Annotated in this window: 17 protein-coding genes and 1 pseudogene; 10 read left to right on the top strand and 8 right to left on the bottom strand. The window is 75.4% G+C overall.

Going from position 1 to position 20,728, the window contains the following annotated elements; all coding sequences use genetic code 11:
* The first annotated feature begins 1 nt into the window (after position 1).
* Positions 2-961 (top strand): LipP1 family hormone-sensitive lipase, encoded by a 960-nt coding sequence (gene lipP1, locus J4709_RS12915; RefSeq protein WP_232383381.1) that lies wholly within the window; start codon positions 2-4, stop codon positions 959-961.
* A gap of 145 nt (positions 962-1,106) precedes the next feature.
* Here lipP1 and J4709_RS12910 read toward each other — a convergent pair whose 3' ends face one another.
* A complete protein-coding gene (locus J4709_RS12910) occupies positions 1,107-1,931 on the bottom strand; it encodes a PIG-L family deacetylase (RefSeq protein ID WP_307801192.1) in 825 nt (274 codons plus the stop codon).
* 80 nt (positions 1,932-2,011) lie between these two features.
* On the opposite strand from J4709_RS12910, the gene J4709_RS12905 reads away from it, so the two are divergent.
* Positions 2,012-3,181 carry a glycosyltransferase family 4 protein gene (locus tag J4709_RS12905; protein ID WP_208240537.1) on the top strand — a complete coding sequence of 390 codons (1,170 nt, stop codon included), beginning with the start codon at positions 2,012-2,014 and terminating at the stop codon, positions 3,179-3,181.
* 105 nt (positions 3,182-3,286) lie between these two features.
* Positions 3,287-3,892: pseudogene (locus J4709_RS53235) on the top strand (phosphatase PAP2 family protein); the annotation flags it as partial.
* A 59-nt stretch (positions 3,893-3,951) separates the two neighbouring features.
* Here the strand turns inward: J4709_RS53235 and J4709_RS12900 are convergent.
* From J4709_RS12900 to J4709_RS12880, 5 genes are all read right to left on the bottom strand, one after another.
* Positions 3,952-5,046: a lysylphosphatidylglycerol synthase transmembrane domain-containing protein gene (locus J4709_RS12900; RefSeq protein ID WP_208240535.1), complete on the bottom strand. Its 1,095-nt coding sequence runs from the start codon at positions 5,044-5,046 to the stop codon at positions 3,952-3,954.
* 7 nt (positions 5,047-5,053) lie between these two features.
* Positions 5,054-6,235, bottom strand: a complete 1,182-nt coding sequence (locus J4709_RS12895) for a hypothetical protein (RefSeq protein WP_208240533.1) — start codon at positions 6,233-6,235, stop codon at positions 5,054-5,056.
* A gap of 39 nt (positions 6,236-6,274) precedes the next feature.
* Positions 6,275-9,109 carry a bifunctional glycosyltransferase/CDP-glycerol:glycerophosphate glycerophosphotransferase gene (locus J4709_RS12890; RefSeq protein WP_208240531.1) on the bottom strand — a complete coding sequence of 945 codons (2,835 nt, stop codon included), beginning with the start codon at positions 9,107-9,109 and terminating at the stop codon, positions 6,275-6,277.
* A gap of 158 nt (positions 9,110-9,267) precedes the next feature.
* A complete protein-coding gene (locus J4709_RS12885; RefSeq protein ID WP_208240529.1) occupies positions 9,268-9,648 on the bottom strand; it encodes a BlaI/MecI/CopY family transcriptional regulator in 381 nt (126 codons plus the stop codon).
* A gap of 74 nt (positions 9,649-9,722) precedes the next feature.
* Positions 9,723-13,229, bottom strand: a complete 3,507-nt coding sequence (locus J4709_RS12880) for a CHAT domain-containing protein (RefSeq protein WP_208240527.1) — start codon at positions 13,227-13,229, stop codon at positions 9,723-9,725.
* A 131-nt stretch (positions 13,230-13,360) separates the two neighbouring features.
* On the opposite strand from J4709_RS12880, the gene J4709_RS12875 reads away from it, so the two are divergent.
* Both J4709_RS12875 and J4709_RS12870 read left to right on the top strand, forming a co-directional pair.
* A complete protein-coding gene (locus J4709_RS12875; RefSeq protein WP_208240525.1) occupies positions 13,361-13,756 on the top strand; it encodes a hypothetical protein in 396 nt (131 codons plus the stop codon).
* Positions 13,756-14,685, top strand: coding sequence for a hypothetical protein (locus J4709_RS12870; protein ID WP_208240523.1), 930 nt, complete (start codon positions 13,756-13,758; stop codon positions 14,683-14,685). The genes J4709_RS12875 and J4709_RS12870 overlap by 1 nt, the downstream gene beginning before the upstream one ends.
* On the opposite strand, the gene J4709_RS12865 is transcribed toward J4709_RS12870, so the two are convergent.
* Entirely contained in the window at positions 14,645-14,920 is a 276-nt protein-coding gene (locus J4709_RS12865) for a type 2 periplasmic-binding domain-containing protein (RefSeq protein ID WP_208240521.1), read from the bottom strand. The two genes, J4709_RS12870 and J4709_RS12865, sit on opposite strands and share 41 nt — an antisense overlap.
* The gene (locus J4709_RS12860; protein ID WP_208240520.1) at positions 14,863-15,588 is read right to left on the bottom strand and encodes a LysR family transcriptional regulator; all 726 of its coding nucleotides are present in this window, start codon (positions 15,586-15,588) and stop codon (positions 14,863-14,865) included. Before J4709_RS12860 ends, J4709_RS12865 begins: the two co-directional genes overlap by 58 nt.
* 114 nt (positions 15,589-15,702) lie before the next feature.
* On the opposite strand from J4709_RS12860, the gene J4709_RS12855 reads away from it, so the two are divergent.
* From J4709_RS12855 to J4709_RS12835, 5 genes are read left to right on the top strand one after another with little or no spacing between them, the layout of a single operon-like run.
* Positions 15,703-16,686 carry a fumarylacetoacetate hydrolase family protein gene (locus tag J4709_RS12855; protein WP_208240519.1) on the top strand — a complete coding sequence of 328 codons (984 nt, stop codon included), beginning with the start codon at positions 15,703-15,705 and terminating at the stop codon, positions 16,684-16,686.
* Positions 16,686-17,645 (top strand): cyclase family protein, encoded by a 960-nt coding sequence (locus tag J4709_RS12850; protein WP_208240518.1) that lies wholly within the window; start codon positions 16,686-16,688, stop codon positions 17,643-17,645. The genes J4709_RS12855 and J4709_RS12850 overlap by 1 nt, the downstream gene beginning before the upstream one ends.
* 7 nt (positions 17,646-17,652) lie before the next feature.
* Positions 17,653-18,780 carry an FAD-dependent oxidoreductase gene (locus tag J4709_RS12845; protein ID WP_208240516.1) on the top strand — a complete coding sequence of 376 codons (1,128 nt, stop codon included), beginning with the start codon at positions 17,653-17,655 and terminating at the stop codon, positions 18,778-18,780.
* Entirely contained in the window at positions 18,777-19,778 is a 1,002-nt protein-coding gene (locus J4709_RS12840) for an amidohydrolase family protein (protein ID WP_307801189.1), read from the top strand. The genes J4709_RS12845 and J4709_RS12840 overlap by 4 nt, the downstream gene beginning before the upstream one ends.
* Positions 19,778-20,716, top strand: a complete 939-nt coding sequence (locus J4709_RS12835; RefSeq protein ID WP_208240512.1) for a VOC family protein — start codon at positions 19,778-19,780, stop codon at positions 20,714-20,716. The genes J4709_RS12840 and J4709_RS12835 overlap by 1 nt, the downstream gene beginning before the upstream one ends.
* Positions 20,717-20,728 lie beyond the last annotated feature (12 nt).

Genomic DNA, 20,728 nt, shown 5'->3' with positions numbered 1-20,728 from the left:
CATGCCCCTCGACCCCCGCGCGCAGAGGATCGCCGCCGCGATGACGGCGGGCTTCCCCCCGATCGGCGCCGAGGTCACCGAGGCGGCGCAGGCGCGGCGGCTGCTGGCCGCCGCGCCCGCCCCCGACCTCCCGGCGATCCCCGTCGCCCGCACCGAGGACCGCGCCCCGCGCCTCGGCCACGGCAGCCTCCCCGTCCGGATCTACTGGCCGGACGGGGACGCCCCGCATCCGGTCACGGTCTTCTTCCACGGCGGCGGCTTCGCCCTGTGCGGGCTCGACAGCCACGACCGCGTCTGCCGGATGATCGCGTCCGGCGCCGGCACGATCGTGGTGTCGGTCGACTACCGGCTCGCGCCCGAGCACCCGTTCCCCGCCGCCGTCGAGGACGCGCGGGCCGCCGTCGCCTGGGCGCACGCGAACGCGGCGGCGCTCGGCGGCGATCCGGCGCGGCTCGCGGTGGCCGGCGACAGCGCGGGCGGGAACCTCGCCGCGGTCGCGTGCCTGGCCGCCCGCGACGAGGCGGGCCCGCCGATCGCGTTCCAGGCGCTGATCTACCCGGTGACCGACGCCGGGCAGGACACCCCGTCCTACCGCGAGCACGGCGAGGGCAACTTCCTCACCGCGACGCACATGCGCTGGTACTGGGAGCAGTACCTGGACGACCCGTCGCACGCCGGCCATCCGCACGCGTCGCCGCTGCGGGCCCCGGACCTGTCCGGTCTGCCGCCGGCGTTCGTCCTGACCGCCGAATGCGATCCGCTCCGCGACGAGGGGGAGGCGTACGCGGCGCGGCTCGCCGAGGCCGGCGTGCCGGTGGAAGCGCACCGGATCGAGGGCGCCTTCCACGGCTTCTTCGGCCTCGACCATGTGCTGCCCGCGGCCGTCGAGGCGCGCCGGCTGGCCACGGGCGCGCTCCGCGCCGCGCTCGGCACCTCCGTCACCGGCTCTTTGCCGCGATAACGATCTACTACGCCAGTTGTAGTAGATTGGAGTGAAGCGTACGTGATCGAGGCTTGGGGCTGCCGTGACGGGGGCGAGCGTGACGGGCCCGTGCGCCGCCCGCCCGGGCTCGGCCGCGCCGGCAGTGCCGGCGGCAGCGGCGACGTCAGCCGCGCGGGGCGTCGCGCAGGGTCGCGAAGACGTCGTCGAGCAAGGGGCGCGAGGGCGTCCTGCCGTGCTCGACGTACCACTCGTGCCCGAGCGCCCAGCGGAACACCGGCCGGGGAAGCCTGAGCAGCACCGCCAGCGTCCGGACGCCCGTGTCCGCTCCGGCCTGCGTGGCGTGGGCCGCCATCGCGGCGCGCTTCTGCCGGGCGAAGCGGCGCACGTCCACCCGGTGGGTGAGCGCCTCCGGCGCGCTGTAGGCGGCGGCGAAGCGGGACGGGGCGAAGTCGGCCGGGACGCCGGGCAGCCGGGCGATCAGCGCGAGCGCGCGGCGCAGCAGGCGGCGGTCGACCGTGGCCTCCAGGACGACGCGGGTACCGGCGAGTCCGGCCGCGCGGACGCCGACGCGGTGCACCTGCACGTGGTCGGGGTGGCCGTACCCGCCCGCCGGGTCGTACACGGTCAGGACGTCCGCGCCCTCCTCCGCCAGGATCGCGGCGAGCCGCGCGGCGGCCTCCGCCACGTCGGCGTGCGCGAAGGAGCCAGGCGCGCCGGACGGGTCGGACGCCATGCCGGAGTCGGCGTAGCCGAGCCATTCGACGCGGGCGCAGCCGAGCGCGCGGGCGGAGTCGCGGAGTTCGGCGACGCGCCGCTCGCCGAGCCGCCCGTCCTCCCGGTCGGCGGACGCGGCGAGGCCGGCCTCCCCCACGGTCGCCATCACGAGGACGACCCGGTGGCCGTCCGCAGCGGCGCGCGCGAGGGTGCCGGCGGTCAGCAGCGCCTCGTCGTCGGGGTGGGCGTGGAAGGACACCAGCGTGTACGGCACCGGACAAGTGTGCCGGAGCGCGCGGGCGGCCGCGTGCCGGGCGCCGCGGGACGGGGCGGCCGGAGGCGGGGTGGCCGGGGATGAGGATCGCGCACCTGACCGACTACTACCTGCCGCGGCTGGGCGGCGTGGAGATGCACGTCCACGACCTGGCGACCCGGCAGCAGGAGGCGGGCCACGACGTCACCGTGATCACCTCGTCGGCGCGTCCCGCCGGGCTGCGGCGCCAGGAGCAGGGCCACGGCGGGGACGGCGGCGGGGGCGGGCCGCGGGTGCTGCGGCCCACCGAGCGGATGGCGTTCGCGACCACGCTGAACCCCGGCGGGATCATGGCGGGCCGGCGGCTGGCGCGGCAGGGCAAGTACGACGTCGTCCACGTGCACGCCGGTCCCTTCACCCCGCTGGCCGTGGCGGGCGCGACCCTGGCAGCCCAGATCCCCACCGTGGTGACGGTGCACTCGCTCATCTCCTACATGGAGCCGGCGTTCCGGGTGCTGGACGCGGCGACGGGCTGGTCCGCGCTGCCGGCGGTGTGGACGGCCGTCAGCGACACCGCGGCCGAGCCGGTGCGCCGCCTGGTCTCCCCCGCGCCGGTGTTCGTACTGCCCAACGGCATCGACGCCGACGCCTGGCGGGTCGAGCCCCTCCCCCGCACGCCGGACCAGGTGCTCGTCGTCGCCGTCATGCGGCTCGCGCCGCGCAAGCGGCCGCACCACCTGCTGCGCGTGCTGCGGCGGGCGCGGGCGGCGCTCGGCCCGTCCGCGGGGCTGCGCGCGGTGATCGTCGGAGACGGGCCCGAACGCCGCTCCATCGAGCGCTACCTGCGCAGGCACGCCATGACCGACTGGGTGGACCTGCCCGGACGCCTGGAGCGCGACCGGATCCGCGCCCTGTTCCGGCGCGCCGACATGTTCGTCGCGCCGGCGGTGCTGGAGTCGTTCGGCATCGCCGCGCTGGAGGCGCGGTGCGCGGGCCTGCCCGTCATCGCCCGCACCGAGGGCGGCATCGGGGAGTTCGTGACCGACGGCCAGGACGGCTACCTGGCGGCGAGCGACGCCGCCATGGCCGAGGCGATCGTGCGGCTGGCGTCCGACGAGCCGCTGCGGGCCCGGATGACCGCCCGGGCCCGCGCCGTCCAGCCGCCGGTGACCTGGCCGGGCGTGCTGCGCCGCACCGAGGACCTGTACGGCCTGGCCGTCGAACGGCTGGAGCGGGCGCCCGAGGGGCCGCCCGAAGGAAGGGTGGGCTGAACCGTCCGCGCGTTGCTCCTGCGCCCCCGGGCGAACGACACCGGCCGGCAGACCGCCGGGAGGCCCCGCCGCAAGCGGCCGTGGCCGATCGGCGAGCTGCTGATCGTGCTGGCCCTGCTGAAGGTCTACGACTACGTGCGTTCGCTCGCCGACGCGCGGCACGGGCCGGCGCTGGTGCACGGCCGGGACGTCCTCGGCGCGGAAAGCGATCTGCACCTGGACGTCGAACTCGGGCTGAACCGGTGGCTGACCGGCCACCACGGCATGGCGTGGGCGTCCGTGGAGTGGTACCAGCGGGCGCACATCGGCGTCACGCTGTCCGTCCTCGCCTGGTGCTACATCGCCGGACCGGACCTCTACCGGCCCGCGCGCAACGCCCTCGTCCTCACGAACCTGGCGGGGATGACGGTCTTCTTCGTCCTGCCGGTGATGCCGCCGCGGCTGCTGCCGGGGGCGGGGTTCGCCGACTCGGTGGCGCTCGCCGGGTTCGGGACGACGCACGGCGGCCCGGTGCCCGCCGACCAGTACGCGGCGATGCCGTCGCTGCATCTGGCATGGGCGACGTGGGTGCTTGTGGTGGTGCTGGCGCTGCTTCGGCCGTACCGGGCACGCTGGCTGGCCCTGCTGTATCCGGCGGCGACCGCGTTCGTCGTGATGGCGACCGCCAACCACTACCTGCTGGACGTCCTGGCCGGGATGACGGTGACGGCGGCGGCGGTCCTGGTGACGGGCCTGGTGTGGGCCGGGCAGGGGACCGTCTACGCGGGCGGTCAGATGATCCGGCGGCGCAGCAGGACGGCGAACACGCACGCGCCCGGCAGCAGCGGCAGCCAGACGGTGATCAGCCGGTACCCGACGACCGCCCCGAGCGCGGCGGCCGACGGCACGCCCGCCCACACCAGCCCGGCGACGAGCACCACGTCCAGCCCGCCGATCCCGCCGGGCGAGGGCAGCAGGGCCGAGACCGAGGAGACCACGAGGTAGACCACCACGACGCTGGTCACCGTGATCGGGACGGAGAGGCTGCGCAGCACCGCGAACAGCACCAGGCCGTGCAGCAGCGGCGAGGACAGCGACCCGAGCCACAGGGCCGTGGCGCGGCCGGGGTGCCGCAGCACCCTGCCGAGCCCGGCCAGCTCGTGCCGCATATGCCTCCACCCACCGGCGGCGCGCGACCGCAGGACGCGCACGAAGCGCGCCGGGCGCAGCCACACCAGCGCGGCGACGGCGGCGACCGCGGCGGCGGCGAGGCCGCCCTCGACCCACGGGTTCCCGGCGACGGCGGCGGCGACCTCGTGGGGGCGCAGCCAGTGCCGCTCCCCCAGCATGCCGAGCGCCGACGGGACGCCCGCGACGGCGACCGCGAGCAGCAGCAGGTGCGTCACCAGCCCGGCCAGCGAGTTCAGCCCGACCGAGCCCATCGCGGCGCCGCGGGTCAGCCCGCAGCGCCGCAGGAACCGGACATTGATCGCGATGCCGCCGGACCCGGCGGGCAGCAGCTGGTTGGCGAAGGACGCGGCGACCTGCACCGCGAACAGCCGGCCGACCGGCGGGCGCACCGGCATCGAGCCGAGCTGGGTGACGGTGCCGACGCACCACATCGCGGCGGTGGCGAGCGCGGCGATCAGCAGCCAGGCGCGGTCGGCGCCCATCAGGCTCTCGCTCCCCGCGTCGAGCGCGACCCGGTGCATCAGCGCGAGGACGACGACCGCCCCCGCGACCGCGGTCCCCAGCACGACGCGCGGCACGGACGCCTCGGCCGACAGGGCCCGCCCGAGCGCGGCGAGCCCCGCGCGCGCCGTCCGCGGTGGGCGCGCAGCCTTCCCGCGGCGCGGTGCCGGGGCCTCCGGGCCCCCGCCGGACACGTCCTGATCAGCTCCGGATGCCGTCACTCCCCGTCCCATCCGCTCGACCGTCCCCTTCTCCCGGCGCGTGCGCGCCCTGCCCGGAGGCCGGGTGCGCGGCCGGGGCGGCCGACGCGGCGTCGGTCACCGCGTCGAGCGCCGCGTTCTGCACCGCCAGGTGCGCGACCAGGCAGCCGGCGGTGAGCACCGCCGCCAGCGGCCGCCGCCGGGCGCGGGTCAGCGCCCGCACGCAGCCCGCCGCGGCGGGCACGGCCGCCAGCGCGCCCGCGGTGAGCAGGAAGCCCGCCGTTCCCGGGCCGGCCAGCGCTCCGGGCACCAGCATCCACGCCGCGACGGCCATCGGCAGCAGCGCGGTCCCGGGCCGCCGCACGCCGGACACGGCCATGAGCCCGCCGATGGCGAGGAACACCGCCACCGCCGCGAAGCCCGACCAGCCGGGCCAGCCGTCCACCCACCCGGAGCCGCGCGCCGCGGCCCGCTGGACGCGCTGGACCGGTTCCGGGCCGGCGCCGCCGTTCTCGTGCACGAGCCAGGCCGTCAGGTCCAGGACCAGCCCGGCGAGGACGCTCACCACGGCCTCGCGGTGCCGCCACGCCGGGACGACGGCCAGGGCGGCGCACAGCGGCAGCGCCAGCCAGAGCCCCTGCGACGGGCGCATCGCGGCGACCAGCGCGAGGCTCGCCGTCAGCCCGAGCATCGCCGGGTAGTCCTGCCGGTCCCGGGCGACCCGCAGGAGGCAGCCGACCGCGCCGAGCGCCCCGAGCGCGCACCACAGGTCGGGCATCGCCTGCGAGCCGTAGAGCTGCGCGGCCCACAGCCCGCCGAACAGCACGCCCGCGCCGGCGAGCGTCTCGGGGCGGTGCAGCGGGCGCCATGCCCACAGCGCGGCGAACAGCCCCGCGCCGGAGGCGACCGCCAGGTAGATCCGCATCGCCGCGGTCGAGGACGTCGCCTGGACGATCGGGGCGACCAGCGCGACGGTCGCGTGCCCGCGCGAGACGTCCAGGAAGGCGCCCGGGTCGCCGCTGCGGGCCTGCCACACATTGCCCACCTCCCCGGCGCCCAGCGTCATCCCGGCCGGGACGAAGCGCAGTTGCGCGGCGGTGAACGCCAGCGCGACGGCCGTCACCCAGCGGACGGCGCGGTCGGCGCCGTCCGTCCGGGGCGGTGCGTTCACTGCGGTCGGCATGGCTTCTTTCTACTACAGACCCGGTAGTACGCCGGAGAGTCAGCGGTCATCGGCCGGGCGCCCGGCGAAGAACCGCTCGACGATCGCCTTCGCGGCGGTGCCGGTGTCGTACTCGCCGTACAGCTCGGTGAACCGGCGGCGGGCGGCGGCGTGCTCGCGGCGGACGCCGTCGAGGTCGCCGAGGGCGGCCAGCAGCGCGTCCTCGCCGGCGGCGACCGGCCCGGGCACCGGCGCCGGGAGGCCGGGACGGCCGCGGGCGCCGGCCGGGCGGGGCGCGCCCCGCGCCGCGTAGAAGATCATCGGCCGGTCGAGCAGCGCGTAGTCGAACATGATCGGCGACTCGTCGGTGACCAGCGCGTCCGACAGCAGCATCAGGAGCGCGGCGTCGTGGACGGCGGAGGTGTCGATCACGGTGCCGTCCATGCCGGGCGGGACGACGGCGTTGGCGGAGCCGGGCGCGCGGACGAGCAGGACGTGGGTGTCGCCGAGTTCCCGCGCGAACCGCTCCAGCGGGAACGCGAGCTCGAACGACCGGGCGGGCAGGCCGTCGCGGCCGGTGCGGAGCGCAGGCGCGTACAGGACGGCGTAGCGGCGGTCACCGCTGAGGCCGAGGCGCCGCCGGAGCGCGGCCAGCTCGTGCGGGTCGCCGCCGGTGATCAGCGGGTCGTTGCGCGGGCAGCCGGTCCGCAGCGGTTCGGGGCCGGAGCCGCCGGCGGGCGTGCGGACGTCGCGCTCGGACCGGACGACGAGGTGGTCGGCCCTCTCGTGCCCGACGACGGCGTCATCGGGCACGACGCCGGCGCCGGGTCCGGCCGGCGGGTCGTCCGCCGGAGCCGGCGCGGGGCCCGGCGAGGTCTGGACGTAGGTGGTCTGCGGGCGCTTCACCAGGCCGGCGGGCAGGCCCTGGTCGTCGATCCACAGCTCGGCGCGGGCCAGCGCCCGGTAGTAGGCCCACGAGCCGCGCCTGACCAGCAGCGCCTCGTCGGGGAAGCCGCGCCGGGTGTCGCGGTAGGACCAGATCGCCCGGTAGGGCGCGGCGCTGTCGCGCAGCGCGCGGAAGATGTACTTGGGGTCGCCGCAGTACCGGGCGCCGTTCCGGCTCTCGAAGACGACCGTGCCCCGGCGCACCGGCAGCCGGACCAGCACCCGGTTGAAGACCGCGATCTTCAGAGCGCGGGCGGCGAACCGCTCGCGCAGCCGGCGCTCCGTCCTGGCGAACCGCCGCCACCAGCGCCGCCCGGCGCCCGTGCGGGCCACCCGGCGCAGCGCGGGCAGCGTGACGCGGGCGGGCCAGCGCCCGGCCGCCATCCGCAGCGCGAGCTCGCCGGTCGCGGCGACGTAGGCCTCCAGCCGGTCGCCGACGGCGCGGGTCAGCCGCGGCCGGACGGGCACGGCGAGGTCGCAGTGCGCGGTGCCCTCGGAGGTCAGCCGGACCTCGACCGGGGCGCCGCCGACCGTCAGCTGCAGCCACACGCCCCAGGTCTGGTCGACCAGGCCGATCGGCCGGATCACCTGGGTGGGGAAGAACACCGTCTCCCACGCGATCCGGCCGTTCTCGCGCCGCACGGTGGCGGGGACGCCGAACGCCCGGCCGGGCCGGCGCCGGTCGCGGATCTCCAGCCGGCCGCCGAGCTCGGCGTCCTCGGGGATCCGGCCGAGCGGGTTGACGACGGTGCCGGACATGCGCAGCGCCTTGCCGTCCCGGCGCATCGCGGTGACCCGGCCGCCGAGGACCAGCTCCGACAGCGGGGCCGAGTGCACGCCGAGGCCGGTGATGTCCAGGACGCGGCGGGCGGACGCGGCGCGCAGGTGCTCGCCGGACCAGTAGATCCGGCCGTCCCGCTCGGCGGGGGCGATCGACAGGACGGGCCGGCCGCTCCCCTTCGGCGCGTGGTCGGCGGCGGCCATCGCCGCCTCGATGTCGCGCTCGCGGACCATCAGCGCGGCGATGGCGGGCATCTTCTCCGCGGCCTCGAACACGGCGTCGTCCAGCTCTTCGAGGTAGGGGCGGGCCAGGCCGACGAACGCCTCGCGGTGCCAGGGGTCGCGGCTGCGCAGCTCGCGCAGGTACAGCAGCAGGTCGTGGTTGATGAACTTGACGTCCTTGACCAGCGCGATCTCGTCCGCGCCGTGCGCGCGCAGCGCCGCGTCGATGCGCCGGTGGATCTCCAGCCGGTCGGCGAAGTTGCTCAGCTCGGCACGCCGGTTGCTGATCGACGGGGCGCCGCCGCGCGGGTCGACCAGCCAGTTGTAGACCCGGTGCGGGATGACCGCGATCCGGTTCGCGCCGAGGTAGGCCTCGGCGCTGAACAGCAGGTCCTCGTAGTGCAGCCGGTCGGCGAACCGCAGGCCGGCGCGGTCGAGGAACGCGCGCCGGTAGCACTTGTTGGTCGCCAGCGTGTCGTAGAGGAGGTCGGGGTTGTCCAGGATGTCGTCGTAGACGGCGCTCTCCCGGTACAGCCGCGCGTACCAGGCGTGCTCGCGGTCGGGCAGGACGCGCACGCAGCGGCCCGCCACCAGGTCGGCGCCGGTGTCCTCGGCGGCGGCGACCATGTTCCGGCAGGCGTGCGGGTCAAGGGTGTCGTCGCTGTCGAGGAACATCACGTACCGGCCCCTGGCGTGCCGGATGCCGATGTTGCGCGGGCGGCCGCAGCCGCCGGAGTTCACCGGGAGGGTGAAGGCCCGCACCCGGTCCGGGGCGCGGGCCGCCAGCCGGGCGGCGACCGCGGGCGTCGCGTCGGTGCTCGCGTCGTCGACGATCACGACCTCCACGTCCGGCAGCGACTGGCCGAGCGCCGAGCGGACGGCCCGGGCCAGCCGGGCCGCGTCGTTGAAGGCGATCACCACGACGGTCACATCGGGTTCGGCCGGCATCGGCTCACCGCCTCGTTCCTCGTCCAACACCTACTACCGCGATAGTAAAAGTCGGGGGGTAATCGGAACGTAAGCGCCGGACGGCCCTCACCTGGCCTGGGGATATACCCCGGATCGGGCGGAAATTTCCTTGCCGGGAGCGGCCGGGAGCCGGCCGGTCAGCCCTCCATGCCGCCGTCGCGCAGCAGCCGCTGCAGCAGTTCCTCGTCCTCGGGGGCCAGCTCGGACACGAACCGGGCCAGCACCGCGGCGCGGTCGCGGCGGCGGCGCAGCAGCTCGTTCATCGCGGCGGCGGTGTGCCCGGCCTCGTCGACGGCCGCGGCGTACACGAACCCGCGGCCCGCGCGCTCCCGGCTCGCCAGCCCCTTGCGGGCGAGCCGCGCCAGCGTCGTCATCACGGTCGTGTAGGCGGGGTCGCCGGGCAGCACGGCCTGCACGTCCGCGGGGCTCATCGGGCGGCCGCCCTCCCACAGGACGGCCAGCACGGCGTCCTCCAGCATGCCCGCCGGGCGCCGTCCCCGGTCGTCCTCGTTCACCATGTCCTCGTCCCCGGAACGGGATTACTACGTCGATAGTAGGAGGGCCGGGCCCCGGCCGTCCATGGGGCATCGTGTCATGCGCCGGTGTGCAGATGCGCCGCCCAGAGCGACGGTGTGCCGGGCCGCTCGGCCCGCACCGCCCGCACGGCGCGGTGCAGCGCCGCCGCCGACCGGCCCACGTCCGGCAGGCCGGGCGCGGCGTCCCTGGTCAGCGTGGTGTAGAAGGCTTCGGCGACCCGCGCGGCGACCTCGTCGCCGATCTCCCAGAGCGTACCGATGACGTGCGGGTACCCGGCGAGCTGGAACGCCGAGGCCAGCGTGGCGCCCTCGTCGGGGACCAGCCGGTCCGCGACGCGGGCCGTGCCGCACGCCGACAGGTACGCCAGCCGCGCGTGCCGCAGGTCCAGCGGGCCGAGGTCGGCCACGGTCAGCGGCGCGTCCTCGTGGTCGGCGAGCAGCAGCCGGCCGCCGGACGGGTCGGACGGGTCGCTGACCCCGTGGCACGCGAAGTGCGCGATCGGGCAGTCCGCCAGCGCGGCCAGCACCGCCGCCCTAGTCGCCGTCCCCGGCTCGCCGAGGACCGCCGCGCCGGGCAGGAGGCGCCGGACGGCGCGCGCCTCCGCCTCGACGTGGTCGAGCCGCTCGGCGCCCCCCGGCGTGGTGGGCATCGCCACGACCAGGGCCGGACCTTCGGCGCGCGCGGCGCGGCGGGCGTTGCGCCGCGAATGCCGCAGGGCGGTGACGCTGGCGGTGTAGGACGAGATCACCCGGTCCATCACGGCCGGGCCGCCGGGCAGCCCGGCGGCGTGCAGGGGAAGCCGCCCGAGCAGCCCGCCCGGCGCCCACCACAGCCGCGGCCAATGCCCGTCGCGCGGCGCGCCGTCGTGGCCGAGCGCGCCGAGGACCGGATGGGCGATCGCGTCCCAGAGCCAGGCGAGCACGTCGAGCAGGCCGCGCTCGGCGGCGCGGCGGGCGAGCGGGGACCGGCTCGTCCAGATCGTCTCCAGCGCCTCGTCGAATGCGGCGACCTGCCTGGTCAGGGCGTCGGACGACACGTCCGGCAGGGGAAGGCGGACGAGCCCGTCGGAGTCGAGGATGAGGGCGTCGCTGCCGTAGAGGCTGATGTTCACCGTGACGATCGGGCCGTCCGCGGCCTGCTCCGCCAGTTCGGCGTGCGAGGGCGGCAGGGCGAACGACGCGAACCCCGGGAGCGAGCGGATCTCGGTGAGCAGGCCGGCCCACGCGGCGGCCAGTTCGCGGCGGTCGTCATCGGCCGGCCGCCCGGCGGGGTTCAGGGAGGGCGGGGCGTTGAGCCGCTCGTGCAGGTCGGCGAACCGCTCGGCCGGTGCCGGATGCGCCCGCGCGAGGTCCGTCAGGTCCTCGCGGGACTCCAGCGCCTGCCCGAGCAGGACCGACCGGCCCGTCTCCAGCAGTCGCAACGCCAGCTCCGCCCGTCCGGAGGGCGTCCGCGCCGAGCCGTTCAGCACGACCGACGCGGCGTTGGCCGCGGGCGTCGGGAGGTCGGCGAGCGCCCGCCGCTGATCGGCACGGTCAAGCCGCCGCGGGACGATCAGCGGCAGCAACCGGACCGCCGTCTCCAGCAGGTCGGCGGCCCGCTCGGGTTCCGCGTCGGCGGCGAGCATCCCCCCGGCATAGGCGGCCCGCACCCGCGACACCGGCGCCGCCGAGGCAACGCCCGCCGCCTCCTCCATGCAGCCGATCGCGTCCCGCAGATCCTCGGGCGCTCCCGCGCGCTCATGCCGGATCCGCAGGACGTTCCCCAGGTTGAACAGGACGTTGACCCGGATGGGGTGGCCCGGCGCGGCCTCGTCTCGCGCCTGGCTCAGCACCGTGATGGCCCGGTCGAGGTCGGCCGGATCACCGGTGCGGTCGAAGCGCGCCTGGAGCGGGCCGCCCAGGTTCGACAGGAGCGTCGCGCGACCGGCCCGCCCTTGGCCCGCGGCATCCGCCGCCAGCCGATGGCAGTCGATCCCCCTGTCGAGGTCGTCGAGGTCGCCATCGGCCTCATAACGGGCGTACAGGAGGTTTCCGAGGTTCGTCAGGTGCACCGCACGATCCGGGTTACCGGGCGGTGCGCCCTCCACCGCCGCCCGCATGTGGTCGATGGCCTCGGCGAGGTACTGCGGGGAACCGGTGACGTCGTGGGCCGAGTCGAGGGCCGAGGCGAGGTTCGAGCGCGCCGCGGCCGCGGCCGGATGGCCCGCGGGCATCCGCCCGACGGCCTCCTGCAGCACCGCCATGGCCTCGGCGAGGTCGCCCATCGCGCCCAACTCCTCGAACCTGGCCTGCAAGGACGTTCCGAGGTTCGACAGCCGGACGGGGAGGCCCGCGTCATCGGGCGCGCTGGTGAAGACGGCCAAGCGCAGCCGGTCGACCGCCTCGTCCAGGTCCGCCACAGTCCCGGAGCGCTCGTAGCGGTTCTGCAGGAGGCCTCCGAGATTCGACAGGAACACCGGACGCAAGGCATCGTCCTCGGTCGACGCCGCGAGCGCCTCGCGGACGCAGTCGACCGCCTCGTCCAGTGCGGCCGCGTCTCCGGTGTGGTCGTACCAGCGGCTGAGAATGCCGCTCATGTCGGACAGCCTGACGCCGCGCGCCGGGTCGCCGGGCGCGCAGCGCGCCAGCGCGATCCGGCCGGACCGCACCGCCTCCCCCAGGTCCGCGAGGGCGCCCGAGCTTTCGTACCGCATCAGCAGGCACACGCATAGCAGGCCCAGCCGGTCCGAGAGGGCCGGGTCGGTCTCCGCGGTGGCCTCCACGGCCTCGCGCAGATGCCGGACGGCGGCGTCGAGATCGGCGGGGTCCCAGCCGATCTCGTACCGGTCGTAGAGGGCGCCGCCGAGATTCATGAGGTAGTGGGGGCGGTCGGGATGCCCTGCGGGAGCGAGCCCGACCGCCTCACGCAGAAGTGCGATCGCCCGACCCAGGTCCGCCTCCAGCGCACCGAGGTTGTAGCGGACCCTCAGCGCGAGTCCCAGGTTGGCCGCCCACCGGGCGCGGTCCGCAGCAGACCCCGAAGCGACGCCCGCGGACGATGCGCCGCCCGCGGCCTCTTCGAGGAGGGCGATCGCCTCGTCCAGATCCTCTTCCGATTCGTCGTCGGCATAACGGCTCAGCAGCGCGCCCGCGAGATTGGAAAGGGCCTGCGGCCGCACGGGATGTCCCGGCCCTGCGGCATCGACCGCTTTCCGGCCCGCCTCGATCGCCCTTTCCAGATCGTCCCTTGAATCGGTGAGCGCATTGCGGTCCCGGAGCAGCCCGGCGAGATTGGACAGCATCGCGGGCGGGGCCGCGCTCCCGTCGGTGGCGGCCTCGGTCGCCTCCTCGGTGACGCGGACCGCCTCGTTCAGATCGGCGGCGGCATGGTCGCGGTCGAACCTGGCGGTCAGGGCGACTCCGAAGTCGCAGAGCCAGCCCGCCCGTCCGGGATGGTCCGCGGCGACGAGGGCCAGGATGCGCCGCCAGCGCGCAACGGTGAGGTCGAGCAGGCCGTCCGGCGCCGCGGCGGCGAGCAGGCGGTCGGTGTCGGCCTTCACCAGGGAGGCCGCCTCCCCCATCATCGCGTCGAACGGCCCTGCGGAGTGATCCCGCGTTTCCAGGAGACGGAGAAGCCGATCGACGCGGTCACCTTTCTCATCAGCTTCCACAAATGGGAGCCTATGCCGATAGGCTCCCATTCCAGGAGGGCGAATTGACGAGGTCGGGCCCGCGTGATGTGCCGTTCTCGGTGGCCTACGCATGCGCTCACCTGGACGAGCTGCGGACGCTTCTCGAAGAGAGCGATGACGCGGCGGCGCGGCTGACGCGGCTGGTGTCCGCGCTTCGCGCCGACCCGCGTCCGTCCGAGGCGGAGCTGTCCGCGCTGGTCGACGATCTGCACGCGGCCGTGCAGGCGGCCGGCGACCCGTGGGGCGTGCGGCCGCCTGCGCAGCGCGGTCCGCTGGGCGCGGCCGGGGTGGAGAGCGTCGAGGTCGTGTACCGCTGCCCGCTCGGGGTGTGCGCGGGGCGCGACGCCGACGAGGTCGACCGGCTCCCGGTCCGCTGCGCGGTCACCGGGCGTGATCTGGTGCGCGAGCGGCTCGGCTGATGAACGGGCTGCTCGGTGAGCTCGGGAAGCGGATCGCCGAACGCTGGCTGACGCTGCTGGTCCTGCCCGGCGCCCTCTACCTGGCCGCCTGCTTCGTGGCCGCCCTGCTCGGCCACGGGCACGCGCTCGACGCGGGACGGCTCACCGCCGGGATCACCGCGCGGGCGGCGTCGCCGGCGGTGCGGTCCGCGGGCGGGCAGGCGGTGCTGCTGGCGGCGGTGCTCGCGGGCGCCGCGGTCGCCGGGCTCGCCGCCCAGGCCCTCGGGGTGCTGGTGGAGCGGCTCGTCCTGGCCGCGGGGTGGCGCGGGTGGCCGGGACCGTTAGGCCTCGCCGCCGGACGGCTCGCCGAGCGGCGGCGGTCCCGGTGGACCGCCGCGCACGCGGACTGGCACGCCGAGTACCTGCGGGCCAGGGCACCCGATCCCGCTCTGCGGCCCGATCCGCGTGCCCGGCACCGGGCCGCCCGCCGCCGGGACCGGGTGGCGGTGGAGTCTCCGGACCGTCCGACGTGGAGCGGCGACCGGGTGCACGCGGTCGCGCTGCGGATGGACCGGGAGCACCATCTCGACCTGGCCGCGGTGTGGCCGCATCTGTGGCTGACGGTCCCCGACCACGTGCGGGCCGAGGTCACGGCGGCGCGCACCGCGGTGAGCCGGGCGGCGACCCTCGGGGCGTGGGCGGTGCTGTACGCGCCGCTGGCCGGGTGGTGGTGGCCGGCGGCGCCGCTCGCCGCGGTCGTCGCCCTGGCCGCGCGGCACCGGTTCCGCACGGCCGTCGACGCCTACGCCGTCCTCCTGGAGGCGGTGACGCGGCTGTACGCGGGCGGGCTCGCGACCCAGCTCGGCATCGAGCACGCCGGTCCGCTGGACGCCGAGCTGGGGCACGCGCTCACCCGCCGGCTGCGCCCCCGCCTCCCCCGGCCGGAGTGAGGGCCTCCAGCCCGGCGGCGACGCGGGCGGCGGTCTCGCGGAGCCACATGTGCGCCGCGTCCTGGGTGTGGACGGGGTGCCACCACAGCGCCTCCCGGACCGGCACCGCCTCGAACGGGCACGGCAGGACGCGGACGGCGGCGATCGGCGCGAGCAGTTCGGCGAGGCGGCGCTGGATCAGGGCGACGCGGCGGGTGCCCGCGACGAGGCTCGGCAGCAGCTGGAAGCTCTGCACCGACACCTCGACGTGCGGTTCGAGGCCGAGCATGCTGAGCTGGCGGGCGCGGGCGCGTCGTAGGGGCGCTGGTAGACGACCCAAGGCAGGCGGGCCAGGTCGTCCATGGTGATGCGGTCGCCGACGTCGGGATGGTCGTCGGCGATCACGCAGACCCATTCGTCGAGGTACAGCTCGACGGTCGGGAGGCCGCTGACGATGCCGTGCGGCATCAGCAGCCCGTCGACGGCGCTGAGCGCCGCCGCGGTGTTCTCGGTGATCTCGGGCCCGACCTGCTCGAACACCAGGCTGGAAGCGGGTGCGGCGGCGTGCAGCGCGCGGGCGAGCGCGGCGCCGAACACCGCGACCGCGTAGTCGGAGGCGATGATCGTGAACTCGCGCCGCTCGGTGGCCGGATCGAACTCGGCGCGGCTGGTGAACAGCCGTTCCAGCAGCCCGCAGGCGGTCGCGCAGGGCACCACGAGGGCCGTGCCGAGCGGGGTCAGCTCGTAGTTGTTGCCCGTCCGGACGAGCAGGTCGTCGGCGAAGTGGTGGCGGAGCCGGGCGAGCGCGGCGCTGGTCGCGGGCTGGCTGAGCCCGATGCGCCGGCCGGCGCGGGTCACGTTGCGCTCCTCCAGCAGCGCGCGCAGCGCGACGAGGAGGTTCAGGTCGAGGCTCGCGAGGTTCACGCCGTCACCTATCCACACGGTCGATGAGCACCATCCGAGGAATCTATTTCTCAGATCGGCTCCGGTGTCCCAAGGTTAAGGCAGACCCGCAGGCAGGAACCGAGAGGACACCTGGTGGAAGCACACGCGCACCCGTCCGGCCCGTTCGCGGTCGGCACCTTCTCCAGCGGGGACGGCCCGCGGTTCGCCGGCCTGGTCGCGGACGGCCGGGTCCTGGACCTGCGCGTCATCCCTGACCTGCCCGGCGGCGGGGCGACGACGCGCGGGCTGCTGGAGCGCTGGGACGACGCCCTCCCGCTGCTGCGCGCCGCGGCGGAGGAGGCCGGCGACGGGTGGCTGCCGCTGGACGGGCTGGCCGTGCACGCGCCGGTCGAGCCGCGGCAGATCCTGCAGTCGGGCGCCAACTACCGCACGCACGTCATCGACCTCGCGGTGGCGCACGAGCCGGAGGGCGGACGGCCCGCCGAGCAGGTGCGCGAGGAGACCGCGGCGATGATGGACCGGCGCGCCGCCGAGGACCGGCCCTACATGTTCATCGGGCTGCCGTCGTCGGTGACGGGCCCCTACGACGACGTGATGATCCCCGACTGGTGCGAGAAGCCGGACTGGGAGCTGGAGCTGGCCGCGGTGATCGGCCGTCCCGCGTACCGGGTACCCGAGGACGAGGCGCTGGAGCACGTCGCGGCCTACACGATCGCCAACGACCTGACGGTCCGCGAGGCGGTGTTCCGCCGCGACATGCCGGAGATCGGCACTGACTGGCTGCGCGCGAAGAACCCGCCGACGTTCACCCCGCTCGGCCCGTACCTGGTCCCGTCGGCGTTCGTCGGCGACCCCGGCGACCTGCGCGTCACGCTGAAGCTCAACGGCGACGCCATGCAGGACGAGTCCACCAAGGACATGATCTTCGGGGTGGCGCGGCTGGTCGCGTACGCGTCGCAGGCCGTCCGGCTGCTGCCCGGCGACCTGGTCCTGACCGGCAGCCCGGCGGGCAACGGCATGCACTGGGGGCGGCTGCTGCGGCCCGGCGACGTCATGGAGGGCTCGATCACGGGCCTCGGCGCGCAGCGCAACATCTGCGTGGCGGAGCGCGCGTGATGCTCGACCGAACCGACCCCGAAGGCGCGATCGCCGAAGCCGCCGCCAGGTGCTCCAACTGGGGACGCTGGGGCGACGACGACGTCCTCGGCACCGTCAACTTCATCGACGAGGCGAAGCGGCGCGAAGGCGCGGCGCTGGTGCGGCGCGGAGTGTCGTTCTCGCTGTCGCAGAGCTTCGACATGAACGGCCCGCAGAAGGGCTGGCGGCGCCGCACCAACCCCGTCCACACGATGCTGGACACCGGGACGGACGCGGCGCTCGGCAACCAGGGCTTCCCGCACGGCATCGGCGGCGCGGACGACGTCGTCGCGATGCCGTTGCAATGCTCCACGCAGTGGGACGGCCTCGGCCACATCTTCGACCACGGCAAGGCGTGGAACGGGCGTCCGGCGGAGAAGGTCGTCACGTCCGACGGCGACCTGGTCACCGGCATCGAGCACATGGCCGCGCCCGTCGCGGGGCGCGGCGTCCTGCTGGACGTGGGACGCGTCGCCGGCGAGGACGGCGAGCTGCCCGACGGCTTCGCCATCACCGAGGAGCATCTCCAGGCGGCCATCGACGCGCACGGCGTGACGGTCGGGCGCGGCGACATCGTGTGCGTCCGCACCGGGCAGCTGACGCGCGCGCGCCGAGACGGCTGGGGCGACTACGCGGGCGGTCCCGCGCCCGGCCTGTCGTTCACCACGGCCGGATGGCTGCACCGCACCGAGATCGCCGCGATCGCCACGGACACGTGGGGGTTCGAGGTGCGGCCGAACGAGTTCGACGACGCGTTCCAGCCGCTGCACCAGGTCGCGATCCCGAACATGGGGCTGCTGATCGGCGAGCTGTGGGACCTGGACGCGCTCGCGGCCGACTGCGCCGCCGACGGCGTCCACGAGTTCTGGCTGGCCGCCGGGCCGATCCCGGTCACGGGCGCGGTCGGCGCCCCCGTCAATCCCATCGCGGTGAAGTGAGGTCGGCATGGCAGCTGTTGGGAACGTCCTGATCGTCGGGGGCGGCACGGCCGGGTCGGCGCTGGCCGTCCTGCTGGCGCGGGGCGGCGTCGCGGTGGAGATCGCCGAGATCCAGCCGGACGTCACCGCGCTCGGCTCGGGGATCACGCTGCAGGGCAATGCGCTGCGGGTGCTGCGCGACCTCGGCGTGTGGGACCGGGTCAGCGCGTCGGGGTACGCGTTCGACGTGCTCGGCCTGCGGGCGCCGGACGGGAGCCTGATCGCGGAGATCCCGGACGCCCGCACCGGCGGCCCGGACCTGCCCGCGACGCTCGGGATGAACCGCCCCGAGCTGGCGGCGGTCCTCGCCGCCGCGGTGCGGGACGCGGGCGCGACGACCCGGTTCGGGCTGACCGTCGACGCCCTCTCCGAGGACGGCGACCGGGTCACCGCGCACTTCTCCGACGGAACGAGCGGCGCATATGACCTGGTCGTGGGCGCCGACGGCATCCGCTCCGCGGTGCGCGGCCTGATCGGCGTCGACGCGGCGCCGCAGCCGACGGGGATGGGCATCTGGCGGATCCACACGCGCCGTCCCAAGGACGTCGAGCGCACCGACCTGATCTACGGCGGGCCGTGCTTCATCGCCGGGTACTGCCCGACCGGTCCCGACACGATGTACGCCTACCTCGTGGAGAAGGCGCGGCCCCGCGAGTCGATCGCGGACGCCGACAAGCCGGCGCACATGCGCGCGCTCGCCGAGGGCTACGGCGGCGCTTGGGACGAGATCCGCGCCGACATCACCGACCCGGACCGCATCAACTACACGTGGTTCGAGTCGCTGCTGGTCGAGCGGCCGTGGAACCGGGGGCGGACCGTCCTGATCGGCGACGCGGCGCACGCGTGCCCGCCCACGCTCGCGCAGGGCGCGGCGCAGTGCGTGGAGGACGCCGCCGTCCTCGCCGAACTGCTGCTCGGCGCCGACCGGCTCGACCAGGCGCTGTTCAACGCGTTCATGGACCGGCGGTACGAGCGCGCTAAGGCGGTCGTCGAGGCGTCGGTGCAGCTCGGCGAATGGCAGATGAATCCGTCCCCCGACGCAGACGTGCCCGGGCTGATGGGCCGCATCAGCGCGATCGTGAGCGAGCGCCCGTGAAGACTCCCACCGTCGACGTGCACGCGCACGTCCTGCTGCCGCAGATCGAGGACGCCGTCGCGGGCGCGCCCGGCCACGCCGAGCACCGCGAGCTGGACGCCCGCCGCAACGGCCCGGCGTCGTTGCAGGCCGGCGGCAAGATGATCGGTGAGCGGTTCGAGCGGCTGACGCGGATCGAGGCGCGGCTCGCGGACATGGACGCCGCCGGGGTGGACGTGCAGATCGTCAGCCCGTCGCCCTCGCACTACCACTACTGGGCCGCGCCCGACCTGGCCCGCACCGTGTACCGGATGGCGAACGAGGCGACCGCCGCGCACTGCGCGCAGGCGCCCGACCGGCTGCGCGGGCTCGGGCTCGTCCCGCTGCAGCATCCGGACCTGGCCGTCGAGGCGCTCGACCACGCGCTGTCGCTCGGGCTGAAGGGCGTCGAGATCTCCTCACACGCCCCCGGCCGCGAGCTGTCAGACCCGGAACTGGAGCCGCTGTGGGCGCGGGCCGCCGAGACCGGCGCGGTCGTGTTCCTGCATCCGTTCGGCTGCACGCTGGACGAGCGGCTCGACCGGTTCTACCTGTCCAACATCGTCGGGCAGCCGGCCGAGAACGCCGTCGCGCTGTCGCATCTGATCTTCTCCGGCGTCCTCGACCGGCACCCGGGCCTGAAGATCGTCGCGGCGCACGGCGGCGGCTACCTGCCGACCTACCTCGGCCGCGCCGACCACGGCTGGCGCGTGCGTCCCGAGTCCCGCACCTGCGCCGAGCCGCCGAGCACCTACCTGCGGCGGATCTGGTTCGACTCGCTCGTCTACGAGCCGGGCGCGCTGCGCGCGCTGATCGAGGCGGCGGGCGCGTCCCAGGTCGTCCTGGGCTCGGACCACCCGTTCGACATGGGCGTGGACGACCCGCTCGACCGGCTCCGCGCCGCCCTGCCGCCCGGCGACGAACTGGACGCCGTCCGCGGCGGCAACGCCGTCGCCCTCTTCGACCTCAAGGAGCACTGATGCCCGAAAGGCTGATCACCCATCTGCGCCACGTGGACCTCGCCGTCCCCGACTACGACCGGCAGCGCGAGTTCTACTCCGGCGTCTGGGGCCTGACGGAAGTCGCGGGCGACACCGGCATCTCGTTCCTGGCGGCGGAGGGCTCGCCTGAGCAGTACGTCGTGCGGCTCCGGAAGGCCGGCGAGAAGCGCCTCGACCTGGTGTCGTTCGGCGCCGCCTCCCCCGCCGACGTCGACGCGCTCGCCGAGCGGCTCGGCGCGGCCGGCGTGAAGATCGTCGCCGAGCCCGGCGCGCTCGCCACGCCGGGCGGCGGCTACGGGTTCCGGTTCTTCGACCTCGACGGCCGGACGGTCGAGGTGTCGGCGGACGTCGCCGTCCGCGCGCACCGGAAGCTGGAGGAGCGCGAGGCGGTCCCGGTCCGGCTGTCGCACGTCGTCCTGAACGCGCCCGACCTGGACGCCACCCGCGCCTGGTACGAGACGCACCTGGACTTCGCGCTCAGCGACACCCTGACGTCCCCGCACATGGGGAAGGTCATGCACTTCATGCGCTGCAACCCGCAGCACCACAGCATGGCGATCGCGAAGGGCCCGCACACGTCGCTGCACCACGTGTCGTTCGAAATGCGCGGCCTCGACGAGTACATGTTCGGCACCGGCCGGCTGCTGCGCGCGGGGGTCCGCATGATCTGGGGGCCGGGGCGGCACAAGGCGGGCGACAACACGTTCTCCTACTTCCTGGACCCGCACGGCAACACCGTCGAGTACACGACCGAGCTGGAGACCCTCGACGAGGACGCCTGGCATCCGCACCTGTACGACTTCTCCGACCCCGACGTCACCGACCAGTGGGGCACCGCCAACCCGATGAACGAGCTCGTCGCGAAGGAGTCGTTCAACGACCCCGACCGCGGCGTGTTCGTCGCCCCGCCCGTCTGACCCGCAAGGAGT

Source organism: Actinomadura violacea (assembly GCF_017573465.1).
GTDB lineage: Bacteria > Actinomycetota > Actinomycetes > Streptosporangiales > Streptosporangiaceae > Spirillospora > Spirillospora violacea.
The sequence above is the reverse complement of the archived record's forward strand: the minus strand, read 5'-3'. Positions and strand labels throughout refer to the sequence as shown.

What these genes read in the sequence shown, in the direction of transcription:
- lipP1 (WP_232383381.1), top strand. Translation starts at nt 2, where the DNA reads ATGCCCCTCGACCCCCGCGCGCAGAGGATCGCCGCCGCGATGACGGCG.
- J4709_RS12905 (WP_208240537.1), top strand. Translation starts at nt 2,012, where the DNA reads ATGAGGATCGCGCACCTGACCGACTACTACCTGCCGCGGCTGGGCGGC.
- J4709_RS12895 (WP_208240533.1), bottom strand. Translation starts at nt 6,235, where the DNA reads ATGCCGACCGCAGTGAACGCACCGCCCCGGACGGACGGCGCCGACCGC.
- J4709_RS12890 (WP_208240531.1), bottom strand. Translation starts at nt 9,109, where the DNA reads ATGCCGGCCGAACCCGATGTGACCGTCGTGGTGATCGCCTTCAACGAC.
- J4709_RS12885 (WP_208240529.1), bottom strand. Translation starts at nt 9,648, where the DNA reads ATGGTGAACGAGGACGACCGGGGACGGCGCCCGGCGGGCATGCTGGAG.
- J4709_RS12880 (WP_208240527.1), bottom strand. Translation starts at nt 13,229, where the DNA reads ATGATGGGGGAGGCGGCCTCCCTGGTGAAGGCCGACACCGACCGCCTG.
- J4709_RS12870 (WP_208240523.1), top strand. Translation starts at nt 13,756, where the DNA reads ATGAACGGGCTGCTCGGTGAGCTCGGGAAGCGGATCGCCGAACGCTGG.
- J4709_RS12850 (WP_208240518.1), top strand. Translation starts at nt 16,686, where the DNA reads ATGCTCGACCGAACCGACCCCGAAGGCGCGATCGCCGAAGCCGCCGCC.
- J4709_RS12845 (WP_208240516.1), top strand. Translation starts at nt 17,653, where the DNA reads ATGGCAGCTGTTGGGAACGTCCTGATCGTCGGGGGCGGCACGGCCGGG.
- J4709_RS12835 (WP_208240512.1), top strand. Translation starts at nt 19,778, where the DNA reads ATGCCCGAAAGGCTGATCACCCATCTGCGCCACGTGGACCTCGCCGTC.